Raw genomic sequence first — 13,985 nt, 5'->3', positions numbered from 1 at the left:
AGCTTTTAAAGACCAATAATTACGTTAAAACCAAAGGACCTGGTGGATGGGAACTGGCCGATCTCGAAGCCTCTCACGATGTCCGTACCGCTGAGCGTACCGAATTCAGGATCGAAAATTGGCCAGGGCGACCAGATGAACAGGTCGCGGCCATACACGCCCACGGTTAAACGTTGTAAGCCGATGCGCTTGGCGGTAGCTGGTTTGAGGGTATAGTCCAGGCGGCACTCGCGGAATTTGATGAAGTCCGTGCTGAACACGCTTCCTTCCGCGTTGTCCTGACCGTAGTGGGAACGGTAGTATTCATCAATATCATAAGCTACTACATCGTTCTTACGGAAAGTACCGTCTTCATTTCTTACCACGCCATTGCCAATGATACCGCTGTAACGGCCGGGCAGGGTATTGGTCGTCTTACCCTGCTCCGCCAGTTTGTAGTGGGTCAGGGAATGGCCCACCGCGCCAAACTGCCCGTCAAACAGGGCGCTGAACATAAACTGCTTGTAGTTGAAAGTATTGGTCCAACCGGCTTTGAACTTAGGAATGGTATTACCGAGGTAGATAATATTTTCCGTCAGCAGCGCCACGCCGGTATTGCTGTCATAAATTACCTGCCCGTCAGGACTCCGCTGGTAACCACGGCCATACAGGTCGCCCATGCTGCCGCCTACAGTAGCCACAATCTGGCCGCCGCCCACAGGGCCGGTTTGCAGTACGAGGGAGCTGTCCGGCAGGGATTTGATCAGGTTCTTATTGCTGGAGAACACCACGTTGGAGCTCCATTTGAAACCGCTCTTTGTTTGCACTGGCGTAGTGTTCAGGGCAATTTCAATACCCTTGTTCTGCACCACGCCGGCGTTTACCACCGCATAGTTGTAACCGGAGGATGGATCTACAAATGGTTGCAGGATCTGATCCTTGGTATTACCGCGGTACAGGGCGATATCGATACCAACACGTCTGTTGAGGAACTGCACGTTGGCGCCTACTTCATAGGTGATCGTACGCAGCGGGCGCAGGTCAGGGTTGGCCAGTACGTTCGGAACCGTCAGGCCGCCGCTGTAAAGGCTGCCGGCTGATTCATAATAATACTCGGTCCTGTACGGAGTGGTGGTACCGCTACCCACGCTGGAAGCAGAGAGCCTCAGCTTGGCGAAGCTGATGTAATCCGGCAGCTTGGCTATTTCAGATACCACAAAGCTCATATTGGCAGAAGGGTAGAAGAAGCCGGCATTGGTCGTACGTTTAGGCGTGGCCAAAACGCTGTTCCAGTCCTGGCGGCCGGTGATATCCAGGAAGAGGAACTCTTTATAGGAACCGGTCAACAGTCCGTAGAAGCTGTTGATGCCGTATTCTTCTCTCCTCGGGATGGTAACGATCGGACCCGCGGCATTGGCCATAGAGTACACGTTCGGGTAGGTGAGGGAGTCAGCGCGGTTCTCGTCTTTATTGTATTTGTTTCTCAGCATGCTTCCGCCGGCAGTAGCAGAAAAGGTGAAGTCCTTGCTGAACTTCTTCTGGTACTTAAAGAGGAAGTCGCTGCTGGCTTCCATGGAAAAGATATTCTGCGTGCGGTAGCTGCCGCGTTGATACTTGGCGCCGGCGCCCCATGGGCGTTCCTGGGCACGCATTTCATAGGAAAGGTCCACGCCGGTTCTCACCTGCAGGCTCAGTTCTTTTGTAATTTCGTAGTTGGCGGTAAAGCTACCCGTAACGTTGTGGCGGTTGGTTTTGTTGATATATTCGTAAGCTACCGCATAAGGGTTGGAAGGATAGGAACTGAACGGATATTTGATGGTTTTACCTTCATTACCCAGTCCCCAGTAGTTTTTCAGCCAATTGATATCTGCGCTTGGCTGCCAGAAGATGTACCAGTACATGATGGATTGGTTACCGTAACCAGCACCGGGGAGGTTGTCGCTCCATTTATTGTTGTAGTTCACTTTTGCGGATACCTGCAGTTTGTCGTTAATCTTTGAATTAACGGACATTGCCAGGGAATTACGTTTATAGCCGGTATTGGGAACGATCCAGGTATTGTTAACGTTTGTGAAGGAGAAGCGTGCAGATGTTTTATCCGTACCACCGTCCAGCGTTACGCTGTTGGTAAGGGTTCTTCCGGTTTCCCAGAAGTCGTTGATATTTTTGTACGGTACCCAGGGAGTCCGGGTGGTACCTACTTTTTGCGTCGCCGGGTCATACTGGAAGAACTGCTGTCCGTCGAATTTAGGACCATAAGCAGAGCTGGTACCGCTGGTGCTGGCGCCGTCTGCGGAAGCGCCGTAGGAATAGTAATCAGCGCCATCGAGGCCCTGGCCGTATTCATACTGCAGGTCCGGGAAGCGGTTTACTTTTTCCATATTGGCGTTGGAGTTGAGCGTAACACCCCAGCCTTTCTTCTTGCTGCTGCCGGATTTGGTAGTAATGATGATGGCGCCGTTTGCACCGCGCTGGCCGTAAAGGGCCGCAGCGCCGGGGCCTTTCAGGACGTTGATGGATTCGATATCTTCCGGGTTGATATCATTGAGCCCACTTCCGTAATCGGCCGGCATGTTGTCGTTGTTGGTGCCATAGGCGGATTCGCCGGCAACGGCGGTTCTTCTGGCGCTACCGTTATTGATCACTACCCCGTCCACCACGATCAATGCTTCGTTGTTGTCAGTCAGGTTGTTTTCTCCACGGAGAATAATTTTGTTGGAACCGGCAGGGCCGCTGTTGGAGCGGATCAGGTTCAGACCTGCCACCTTACCGGAGAGGGCGTCCGTCCAGTTACCGGAAAGCGCCTGGGTGAGTTGTTCCCCTTTTACCACCGTGGTAGCGTAGCCCAGGGATTTTTCATCGCGTTTAATGTTCAATGCAGTTACCACTACGTTGTCCAGCTGTTTGATGTCGGCGGACAGCTCCACATTGATTACAGTTTGTCCATCTACTTTAATTTCTTTTGGCATCATGCCGATAGACGAGAAAATGATTGTTTCGTTGCCGTCAGCCATCAGGGAGAACATACCATTTGCATCGGTACGGGTGCCCCTTGTTGTTCCTTTTACACGGACGTTCACACCTGGCAGCGCACTTTTGTCGGCCTTGTCTTTCACAGTCCCTGTAATTTTCTTTTGCTGGGCAAAAAGCACATTATCCGCCATCAGAAAGATGACGAAGAACAGGAGAAAATTCTTCATACAAAGGTTGATTAATGAAATTAGCTACCGGCCGATATTACTAACGTTGAAATGTTGTGTAATGTAATTTATGTGTGCAATGCGCCGCCAAGGTAGAACGAATGGCTGAATTAATGCCTCATTCGGATATTAAGGTTATGTAAACATTTCTTTAACAGTTGTTAATATGCAGGCTGGCAGGGGACTTTGGGGACATAAAAAGGCTGCCCCCTGGGGAGGAGGCAGCCGGTTCGAATTAATCAGGGATTAGGATATAGCTATTCTAACGCACCGTTATAGTCTGTTTCTCTTAATGGAATTTTCCAGGTCCACTTGTTCTTTTCAGAAGGCTGAATAGTAACAGCCAGGGCAGAGAGGAAGTTACCACCTGAATTATAATCGTGTCTTACAATCGGATCGTTCCAGCGTTTCATGTCAAACCAGTCAAAACCTTCGCCCCACAGCTCAATCGCACGGTAAGTTTTGATTTCGTTCAGCAGGTCTGCGCCGGTTTTGGTGCAGGTGTAGCTGGCGTCGCGGCCGGAACCCCTGGTGAGGGCTTCCAGCACCTGTTGAACCTCAGTCGCAGGTTTGTTCTGGAAGTATTTGGCTTCCGCTTCAATCAGGTACATTTCAGAGGAACGGAAGTGGTTCAGGTTACCCACGCCTGGCTGATCGTTTGCTTTAACCTTAAACTGCATGTAGGCAAATACCGTAGAGTTGCTCTGCAGGTCAGGGAAGGCGGCAAATGCCCTGGCTTTCAGCGCATCGCCTGCAACGCCGGTAGCGGTGGTGTAAGCATCCGTTTTCGGATCCAGGAACAGTCCTTTGCGGATGTCCGATGCCGGGATCTTGTTGTACAGTTCCCTGCTGATACATTTAGGCGTAGTTCTTACTGCACCGGCAGTAGAGTTGTAACCAATGTATGCCTGGTAAGAGAAGTAATACAGGGTTTCGTCTGCAGCGCCGTAGCTGCTCCAGATCCACTCTTTGTTTACAGTGGAGAAACCGCCTTTGTACTCGGCATTACTCATCAGTGGATATTTAGCCCTCGCCTTAACTGCATAAGTTTCGGCAGTAGCATAATCCTGGCGGTTGAGCGCAGCGCGTGCATAGATAGCCTGAGCTACCGTTTCATCCACCTCAAAGTTATTAGCTCTGGTTTTGCCTGATTTGGCAAAAAGGTCGATCGCCTGGTCCAGGTCAGCATAGATTTGCTTATAGGTCTCGCCCAGGGTAGACAGCTTCATGTCGCCGGTAGACTCGTCCGTACGCAATACCAGGCCCGGTGTTTCACCGTTGTTGGAATCCTGCCATCTGTAGCAGTAGATCTGTGCCAGCATGGTGAAGCTGTATGCGCGGTAAGTCAGCGCCTGCGCTTTGATATATTGTTTCTCCGCTTCAGGGCCGTTCGCCGCATCGATGTGTGCAATGATGGTGTTGGCGTTACCTATCAGCTTATAATAGTAATACCATGGGTAATAGCAGTAGACAACATCTACACGCTCGTTATAGGTAGCGTTGATAATTGCTGCCCAACCGGAAAGGTTCACAAAAAAGTGATTTCCCGGGTAGTTACCGTAATACATCTTGATGGTACCTTCCCCGTTGAAACCCTGGTTGGACAGGTACTGCATGGTCATCATCTTGGCCAGGCCGTTTACTGCCAGCTTTGCATTGGCGGTAGTTTCAAATACAGTTCCTGCACTGGTGGCATCGGTTGGCTTGGTATCCAGGTAATCTTTATTACAGGCGCCTGCAAATAATGCAAGTGAAAGAAGTCCTATTTTATATATATTCTTCATGATTTCTACAATTGATTTTTATAAACCCACTGAGAGTCCGAATGTTAAGATTCTTGGCGTTACGAACGCATTCAGGCTTCTGCCGTTGAATGACTGCTGCGGGTTCATACCCTGCAGCTTGGTGAAAGTGGCCAGGTTCTCAACAGCAACGTTCAGACGGGCAGATTTCACGTCAATTTTTTGCAGCAGGCTCGCCGGCATCTGGTAGCTCAGGTTGATATTTTTGATAACCAGGTAAGAACCATTCTGCAGGAAGCGGCTGGACATTACGTTGTTAGTCGCGTTTCTGGCGAAATCTACAACAGGGATACCTTTAGGATCCAGGCGGTTTGGAGAAGTCTCAGTCATACCGGCAGGAGCGCCATCCCATGCTTTCAGCAGGTCGGTATGCATCTGGCTTACAGAGCCTGACATGGTCATCAGACCCAGGTAGGAATCATCATACACTTTGTTGCCAGTTGCATAAGTAAATACGCCGGAGAGCGCCCAGTTTTTGTAAGTCACGGAAGTATTGAAGCTGCCGTACACTTTAGGAATAGGGCTGCCGGACCAATCACGTTTACCGTAGGTAGTCGAAGTAGTATAAGTTTGGCCGTTAATAGTTACCAATGTTTTTACCCAATCACCGGTAGTGGCTTTTGGATCATACTTCGCTTCATCCAGCACATACAGCGCGTTACCGGTAAGCCTGTCAACACCTGCATACTGGAAAGTGAAGAATTCATTGATGCCATGGCCGGTCATCAGCTTGTAGTTTCCGTTGATGATACCGTCTTTGTTCTGTTCGGACATTGCGGTAATCTCGTTCTTCATGAAGGTAGCGTTGGCGCCAACATTCCACCTGAAGTTCTTTTTCCTTAAAACATCTACATCCACGCTGATCTCCCATCCTCTGTTAACGAGCGTACCGATATTCTGCTGGATAGTGGCTTCCGCCTGGGTGGAAGAAGTTCCGCCGGCAGACAGTGGCAGGAATACGTCAAAAAGGAGGTCCTGCGCTTTTTTGTTGAAGTACTCAACAGTCAGGTTGGCCCTTTTCAGGAAACGCGTTTCCAAAGCAAAGTTATAGGAGGCGCTGGTTTCCCATTGCAGCAGTGTAGCCGCATTCTGGATCTTATAAGCCGCGCCCATGTTAGCATTCTGGGACATGGAGTACAATGCGTGGTATGCAAATTTGTTAGCGCTGTTTTTGTTACCTACCGTACCGTAAGAACCACGCAGTTTAGCATACTCCACATATTTGGTGAACCTGTCGAAGAAGTTTTCTTTGGAAAGTATCCAGCTACCACCTATGGAATAGAAGGAGCCCCAGCGGGTACTGGGAGAGAACCTGGAAGAACCGTCTCTTCTGAAGGAAGCTTCCGCAAAGTATTTTTCCGCATAGTTATAGCGTGCGCGAGATAAATAACTTTCCAGCGTTTCGTCCTCGGAATAATCGTACAGGCGGGTAATTTGAGTAAAGTTGATCAGCTCCGTACCACCTGCAAATGTTTCGTTGGTTTTATAACCATTCAGGTAGTTCAGGCGATCGCTGAAGTTTTCATGGCCAACCAATGCTTCCACGGCGTGCGGGCCAAAAGTCTTGTTCCAGTTCAGTAATTGCTGGAATGTATAAGTTTTGTAGCTGTAATTGTTTCTGGCAGCACGTCCTTTGTTGCCCAGACCATCGCCGATGACAGCGTTGTCATAAGTGCTGTTGTCGCTGCTGCGAACGCTCAGGTCCCCTTTGATAGTGGCGGTAAAGTCCTTCAGGAATTTAACGTCCATGTACGCCTGGCCCTGTACGGTATTTCTGGTGGTGAAATCCCTGTTCAGAGAGTTTTCCCATGCGTTATGACGGCCAACATACTGGTTACGGGTGCCGGTGCCGTCGTCAAAGATCGGGTTACCTTTATCATCCAGCACGTAATCGCCATTTGCCGCATGCCTGTGTACAGGATAGATAGGAGCTATCTGACGGGCATACATGAATGGGTTGGTATAGGAGCTGGCGTCACCTGCAAGACCATTTACGTTACTGGTCTGGTTGTGGGAGCCGGCGAGGTTGAAGCCGTACTTTAACCATTTGGTTTGCTGGATATCCGCGTTGATACGACCGGTAAAACGTTTGTAGTCTGTACGGGTGATGTATCCTTTTTCATCCAGGTAGCCTACAGAATAGAAGAGGTTGGACTTCTGGGTGCTGGACATGCCATTCAGTGCATATTCCTGGCGGTGGCCTGTTCTTTCAACCGGCGCATACCAGTCCAGGTCATTGGCATAACCCGGCAGGATGTGGGCATCCTTTCTCAGCTTACCATTTGAGTCAAACAACTGGTCAGCAGGCTTATCATAGATGTTCAGGAACAGGTAGTCGGAAATGAGGCTCTGCGTTGCCTTCTGGCCTGCCAGCTCGTTTGTCGGATAATCGTTAGGACGGGTGGTCCGCAGGTTATTCCTGTATCCTTTCCACATTGTTTCCATGAACTCAGTAGTATTCATGGTCTTGTATTCCTTGATACCGCGGGTAAAAACACCCTGGTTCATGGTGAAGTTAATGCTGCTGGTACCGGCTTTTGCCTTTTTAGTAGTGATCATAATCACGCCGGCAGCACCCTGGCTACCATACAATGCACTGGAGGCAGCATCTTTCTGTACGGATACGGATTCGATATCAGCTGGGTTAATATCCGTAACGTTACCCCTGAAGATAACGCCATCCACCACATAGATAGGATCATTGTTACCGTTCACAGAAGAAAAACCACGGATCATAACAGAGGGAGCAGCACCCGGAGTACCGGTAGTGTTGTTCACCTGGATACCGGAATTACCTTCCAGCACCGCAATCGCGTTGGTTACAGGGCGCTTTTCAATATCCTTAGCCTTGATAGCAGATACGGAACCTGTCAGCGCTTCCTTCTTAGAAGTACCATAGGCCACCACAACTACCTCGTTAAGATCTCCGGTTTCTGTCGCCAGCTTAACGTTAATTACATTTGATTCTCCAACCACCACACTCTTGGCAGCGAAGCCGAGAGAACGGAAATTTAATGTTTTGCCGGCCGGAACAGTGATGGAAAAGCTACCATCCGGGCTGGTTTGCGTGCCGGTAGTAGTTCCTTCGATCACAACAGAAACGCCCGGGATCGGAGTTCCATCCGTACCGGTAACCTTCCCCGTAACCTTTTTACCCTGAGCAAATGCAGCCAAATGCACCACGCTCAAAAGAAAAAAAACAAGCAATCTTTTTCTCATGAAGATTTAGATTTAGTTAATAGATATAGAAAAATATTCGTATATACGTAACCGTTAGTAAGCAGCGCGGGAAATTGCCGGTCAGGCATACGCTATTGGTGGAAAGGCAAAAAAATAACCCTTCAGAAACAGCGCTGCTTCTGAAAATTCCAGGCATTTGAAAATGCTATGTAGCAGGAAAAAGTTTCCCCATCAGGCTATCGCCTGTCAAATCTGCTCTCCTTGATAAACTTTAATTTTTACACATAAGCAACTACGATACATGCTGAGCGACATCCGACACTCATTCAGGTTCAGAAAAAGTTGGTAAAAACAGCAGGGATAATGTTCCCGTCTATTATACCACAGTTAAACATAAGCAAGGCGCTATCTCAGGCGCCTGATCAGCATAAGCATTGGTAAAACTTATCAGTGAATGGCATAATTATTAATTGTAGCATTCTCGAACCAGTGCTGGCATTACAGTAATATAGATTTGGTTCCCCTCACATCCTCCTGACACGCGTACATTAATTAATTATTATTCATGTCGTAAAAATATGTTAAAATCACCAACTTTCCGAGCAAAAATGTGATGAGCGTATTTTTGGCGTGAAGGATTCTATTAAAAAAAATAGCCATGCACGTTCTCCGCGCATGGCTGAAACCCTTTGTTGACAAAGGTTACATCAGGTACTTCTCCCTGAGCACTTTCAATTCTTTTTCCCCGATACCCAACTCTTTTTCCATAAACTGTTCCACCGTTCCATATTTTTTCCGGATGCCGTTGAACATAATCTGTAAATGCGCCGGCTTTAAAGCCATGGCATTTTTAATTTGTTCCTCGTTCATACCGGTCAGTTGTTGCATGCCTTTAAACATCCGGGCATTCATCGGCGCCAGGTACACATTGCTGGCAGTAAAGTCAGCCTCGATGGTTTCCTGTGGTACCTGCAGCGCATAGAGGAATAGCGCGGTAGCCATGCCCGTCCTGTCCCGGCCGCCGGTGCAATGGTACATCACCGCTTCACTGGCAGGTAAGGTGAGCAACTCCTGGAATAAAGGTTTGTAACGGGCCCCAAATGGCGTAGGGTCCCCATAGAACTTTTCCAGGAAACCGCCGTCCTTCAGGTAATTCGCCATTTGGGCGGGCGTGGGCAAACTATCACTGCCGGCAGGGCAAAGCTGGTACCTGGTGCCGGGGAGCAGGTGATCCGGCGCGGCGCCGGCTTCTGCCTTACCCCTGAAATCAAATACGGTATGTATATGCCGTTGCCGTAACGTATCCAGATCCTGTTCCGTCAGCCGGCTCACATCAGCGCTGCGGTACACTTTACCCCAGGCCACGGTTTTTCCATCGCGGGTTTTATATCCGCCCACATCCCTGAAATTCACTGTCCCCTGTACATGTACCAGCCGCTGCGTACTGTCCGTCAGCTGCGCAAACGCAAACCCTGGCAGTAATATGGCCATAGAAAAAATCAATCTTTTCATATCAGTCTATTTGTTTTATTTATTTAATAATGTCCCATCTCAGGCCTGCCTGCCCGCGGCTGCCGTACCACTCATAGCTGGTGATCCGGCGCTTATCGCCCATGTACACCCGCAGCGGCTCATTGGTCAGGTTGTTCAGCTCCACAAACACACGGAGCGATTTGGAAATGTTCACCGTTGCAGATGCATCCACAGTAAAGTTCTGATCCGTCCAGGTGTAGTAATCCGGACCCAGCTTAGTGTTAATGGACTCCACGGACGCGCCCCTGTAATTACCGGCCAGCCTTACCATCACCCCATTCTTCTCGTAAAACAGGATACTGTTGAACAGGTGTTTGGACTGGTTAGGTAACATCGTAGTATAAGTACCGGTAGGTTTTACCTCGGAATTAATAAAGGTGTAATTCAGCTCCACGCCCAGGCCGGATAATAATCCCGGCAGGAAGTCCAGGCGCTTGTTCACCCCTGCTTCAAAGCCCAGCAACCACGAATCGCTGATGTTCTGCGCCTGCGTGAGTACATAATTGCTGCCTTCCTGCTGGTAATTGATTGTATTGCTGAAAATCACATCCTTCATCTTTTTGTAAAAAACGCCCCCTGAAATCAGCCCGATGTTCTTAAAGAAATATTCTCCCATCAGGTCAAAGTTGTTGGCGAAAGTTGGTCGCAGGTCCACGTTTCCTTTGGTAACCGCAATCGGGTTTTTGGTATTGTCCACGGACTCCCCAGGAGTGAGGTCGGAGAAGTTGGGCCGTACGAAAGTCCGGGTATAGGCGGCCCTTACATTTGCCTGGGGGTTGATATTGTATTTCAGGTGTACCATGGGCAGCAACGCATTGTAGTTATTGCTCACCGTCGCCGGGGAAATAGTAGTGACCGCAGGAGTGCCGGCTGTAGTGGCTTTGGAGCCGTGCAGGGTAAAAGTGGTGTATTCATTCCTTACCCCGGCCACAATCTTTAGGTGGTCCGTAGCGTCAATTTCGGCCATCACATAGCCGGCTGCCACATTTTCCGTACCCTCGTAAATATTGGTAGGGTTGGTTGCCGGCGTCACGTTCATGAACCCATTTTTACGGAGCGTAGCCGTATCAAATAAATTAAAAAGTTGGTCTTTGGTTATTGGGTCGATGGCAAAGGCATCATGGTTGCCCTGCATTCCGGTGAAATAACCGCCGCGCATGGGGAAGTCCGTCCGGTCAAGGCTGCTCAGCGGCTGCAGTGCAGGGGCGTTAGGCACACCCAGCGCTGCGCTGGCGAGGTACACAATACTGGAGCCATACATGCCGCTGCGGTCTTTGTGACGGTATTTTAATCCGGCTTTCAGATTTACTTTATTGTTTACAGCTACTTTAAAATTGAGCTGAGCGGTCTTATCTTCTTCCTTAGTATCTAATTGTGCAATTACCAGTTGCTGCAAAGTGAGTTTGGAAGGGTCCATGGTTTCGCCGGCATTCTTCAGCCCTGCATCAAAGGAGAGAGGGGTACCGCCAACGCCATCGGGAGAGTCGAAGCCCCAGTAACGCTTACCGTCAGCGGAGAGGTTATTGAACCCGCCGCTGATCTTTTGCTTGAAAGTGGCGATAGGTAAGCCTTTATTGCCATTGGTGGGTGGCGTTTCCAGGAAGTATTTCGTATAGTAATCGCTGATAGCCCAATCAATTTTCACTTTGGGGGACAGCTGGTGTTCTCCGCCCAACTCGGCCCCGTTTAGCACCGTTTGGTAATAGGAGTAGCGGTAGTTGTACTGGAACTGGCTGTTATTGTAGTCAGTGTACGACTCATAGACCGGCCGGATATCGTTGAACTTATCCATCAGGCCACGGAGGTAGATCTTGTTGACCGTATTAAACGTATAGTCCAGCCCGATATTAGCGCCATAGGTCTGGCGTTTACCCATATACCGCTTCAACATCGCGGTGCTGATGGATTTGCGCTGTGCCGGATCCGCCAGGCCGGTGTTGTAAGCCACCTCAAAAGCGTCCGTTCCCCACTGCCGGTTCCAGATGGCCCCTGCCACCATGACGCCCAGCTTGTCCTTAAAAAAGCGGTCCCCGTACACGAGGGAGCCATTATACGTCCCGTCCTTCGAAAAAGTATTGTAACCGCCGGCGGCGCTCATATTGAGCTGCCGTTTGGCCGGAGAAGTACGGGTAATGAAGTTGATAGAGCCGCCAATCGCGTCGCCTTCCATATCGGGCGTAATGGCTTTGGCCACCTGCACATACTGGATCATTTCAGAAGGTACCGCATCCAGTACGGAGTTGCGGGAGCCCAGCACGTTGGCGCTGGGGAGCCGGCTGCCGTTGAAGAGAATGGAGGTCCAGGCGAAAGGCGTACCACGTACGGTAGCGGCATCCGCCTCGCCATGATAACGGGCCACGGCTACGCCCTGCACCCGCTGTACCGCCTCGGCAGCGTTACGGTCCGGCAGCTTCCCGATGGCATCCGCCGCAATCACATCCATGATGGCAAGTGAGTTCTTCTTAATGCTCAGCGCTTTCAGCTGGGAGGGAACCATAGTGCCTTTTACCAGCACCTCTCCCAGTTGGGCGGTGGCGGATAGCTCGATACGGCCCGCATCGTTCACGCCTTTGCGGATGTCCAGCTCCAGCTCTTTAGGCTCGTGCCCTATATAGGATACAATGATTTTCACTTTCCCGGTTAACTGGGTATTGAGGGTAAAGGCCCCATTGAGGTCGGTGGAAGTACCCTGCTTGCTGGCGGGGGCCAGGATGGTAGCCCCGGGAAGCTGACCGTCTTTATCGCCGACCGTACCCTTGATCGTCTGCCCGTAACCGGCTATTCCTGCCAGCAGGGATGCACATAAGGTGATAGGAATTTTCTTATTACCCGATATCATAGTTGATAATTTTTTCAGCAAAAGTGAGGTAAGGGGCATTCCTGTTCGACCGTGTCGGCGCATACGGACGTCCACCGGCAAAATCCGATAGATCTGTACCTGACTGTATTGGTTTTCAATAATTTATTCCAGGTTACCAAATTATTACCAATGCGTTTTGCTCCTCGCAAAACGGCTGAATTAACATTGGCGTAATACTGCGTGTATATATTTGAGGTATAGTGCGGACATATGATTTACATAATTTCCATAGGTGCATTTCAGGCGTTAACGGCAGCTTTGCTGTTATGGAAAAAGCGGCTGAGCGATAAGGCGGATGTACTGCTGATTTTATTGTTGATTTGTATTGCCACCCATCTTGGAATTAAGTTTTACATCTATGGGGTGCTATCGGATGCGCATATACGTAACCAGATGAACACCTTCATTGGGCTGTGTTACGGTCCCCTGGCCTACCTGTACCTGCTGAAGCGCCGGGATGAGCATTTTATCCCTGCCACCCAATGGTACCATTTCCTGCCCTTTGTGCTGGTAGGGGTGGGCTATCTCACGGTGGCCTGCCTGCTGTATGCCTATGCGCCCGTTGGCTATGAAGCCCTGGATATCTATAACAGTACCTCCACCTGGCTGTTTATTGCCTCCGGTTCCATATACCCGGTATTAATCCTGAAGCGCCGCAAGGAGCTTAGCCCCGGGCCGGAGCGGAAGCTGATCACCCACATAGGGGCTTTATTATTGCTGCTGGCGGTTGTTTCCATCTTTTTTACCTTATTCGGCAGCGTTTTACTGAGGGCGCCGCTAAATATAGTACTCTGCCGGTTTATCGTTTATACCCTCTTGTCACTGATCTGTATCGACATCCTACGGCATAAATACACCGGCATCTCCATAACAGAAAACCTCCTGGAACAGGAGGAGGAGCAAACACCCGTTCCGGCAGAATTACCGCCCAGCCCTGTGGCAGAAGGCACATCGGCTAAAAAAATGCAGCTCTCTGCGGAGGAACACCTGGTTATCTGGCAAAAACTGGAACAGCATTTAAGGAAAACGATGTTATACGTAGATGCTGACCTTACGCTGGATAAACTCTCCGACGCGATAGGTGAAAGCAAATACCACGTGTCCGAAACGCTCAATGCTTACGCGCATAAAACTTTCTATCAATATATTAACGAGTACAGGATCCTTCGCGCTGCCGAACTGATAACGGCTATTCAGCAAAAGGGGCTGCCAGTGAACATACTTACCATTGCCTACGAGTCAGGCTTCAAAGCCAAATCATCTTTTAATGCCTATTTCAAAAAGATCATAGGCGAAACCCCGAGCGCATACCTGAACCGGCAAAAGGCCAACCTCCGCCGGGAGCTGATGAATGCGTAATAACGGGAACGGCTAATGGTAATTTCTTCCCGCTTTTCAACAGGATTGTTGAAAAAAATCCCCTATTTGTGG

General features: G+C 49.7%; 6 protein-coding genes. 1 reads left to right on the top strand and 5 read right to left on the bottom strand.

The features are described 5' to 3' along the window. Positions 1-5: 5 nt before the first annotated feature. The 5 genes from BOC67_RS10090 to BOC67_RS10070 form a co-directional block, all read right to left on the bottom strand. Positions 6-3,179 carry a SusC/RagA family TonB-linked outer membrane protein gene (locus tag BOC67_RS10090; protein ID WP_291909948.1) on the bottom strand — a complete coding sequence of 1,058 codons (3,174 nt, stop codon included), beginning with the start codon at positions 3,177-3,179 and terminating at the stop codon, positions 6-8. A gap of 257 nt (positions 3,180-3,436) precedes the next feature. Continuing rightward, positions 3,437-4,963, bottom strand: coding sequence for a RagB/SusD family nutrient uptake outer membrane protein (locus tag BOC67_RS10085; protein ID WP_291909947.1), 1,527 nt, complete (start codon positions 4,961-4,963; stop codon positions 3,437-3,439). 18 nt (positions 4,964-4,981) lie between these two features. Further along, on the bottom strand, positions 4,982-8,200 hold the full coding sequence (locus BOC67_RS10080) for a SusC/RagA family TonB-linked outer membrane protein (protein ID WP_291909946.1): 3,219 nt from the start codon (positions 8,198-8,200) through the stop codon (positions 4,982-4,984). Positions 8,201-8,863: 663 nt separating this feature from the next. Continuing rightward, complete coding sequence (locus tag BOC67_RS10075; RefSeq protein ID WP_291909945.1) at positions 8,864-9,673, bottom strand: tyrosine-protein phosphatase; 810 nt, start codon at positions 9,671-9,673, stop codon at positions 8,864-8,866. Between the two features lie 19 nt (positions 9,674-9,692). Beyond that, positions 9,693-12,533, bottom strand: coding sequence for a TonB-dependent receptor (locus tag BOC67_RS10070; protein WP_291909944.1), 2,841 nt, complete (start codon positions 12,531-12,533; stop codon positions 9,693-9,695). Positions 12,534-12,764: 231 nt separating this feature from the next. Here BOC67_RS10070 and BOC67_RS10065 point away from each other — a divergent pair, with 231 nt between their 5' ends. Further along, positions 12,765-13,913: an AraC family transcriptional regulator gene (locus BOC67_RS10065; protein ID WP_291909943.1), complete on the top strand. Its 1,149-nt coding sequence runs from the start codon at positions 12,765-12,767 to the stop codon at positions 13,911-13,913. The last annotated feature ends 72 nt before the right edge of the window (positions 13,914-13,985 follow it).

Origin of the sequence: Chitinophaga sp. CB10 (genome assembly GCA_001870995.2) — a bacterium.
Taxonomy (GTDB): Bacteria; Bacteroidota; Bacteroidia; order Chitinophagales; family Chitinophagaceae; genus Chitinophaga.
Note: the sequence above shows the minus strand (reverse complement) of the source record. Positions and strands in the feature narration are given on the sequence as shown.